Source organism: Mesorhizobium sp. M3A.F.Ca.ET.175.01.1.1 (assembly GCF_004791945.1).
Classification (GTDB): domain Bacteria; phylum Pseudomonadota; class Alphaproteobacteria; order Rhizobiales; family Rhizobiaceae; genus Mesorhizobium.
The window spans coordinates 1-210 of the sequence record NZ_SRTP01000466.1; the positions used below are offsets into that span (position 1 = coordinate 1).

General features: G+C 65.2%; 1 protein-coding gene. It reads right to left on the reverse strand.

Annotation, left to right across the window (positions count from 1 at the left end; all coding sequences use genetic code 11):
- Positions 1 to 210 (reverse strand): VCBS domain-containing protein (locus EN818_RS32465; protein ID WP_135906421.1); only part of this gene is annotated, 210 nt, incomplete at both ends.

Genomic DNA, 210 nt, shown 5'->3' on the forward strand with positions numbered 1-210 from the left:
TGCCGGCCTGGGCGACGAAGTGCGGATCACTGTCGACGTCCGAGATGGTCAGCGTGCCCGAGGTCGAGATGTCGGCGGCCGCATTGGTCTCGGTCAGGTTCTTCACGTCGGACGACAGCACCGCGGCGTCGTTGGTGCCGAGGATGTTGATCGTCACCGTGGTCGGGGTGCCGTCGGCGCTGACCACATTGAAGGTGTCGGTGTAGGTGG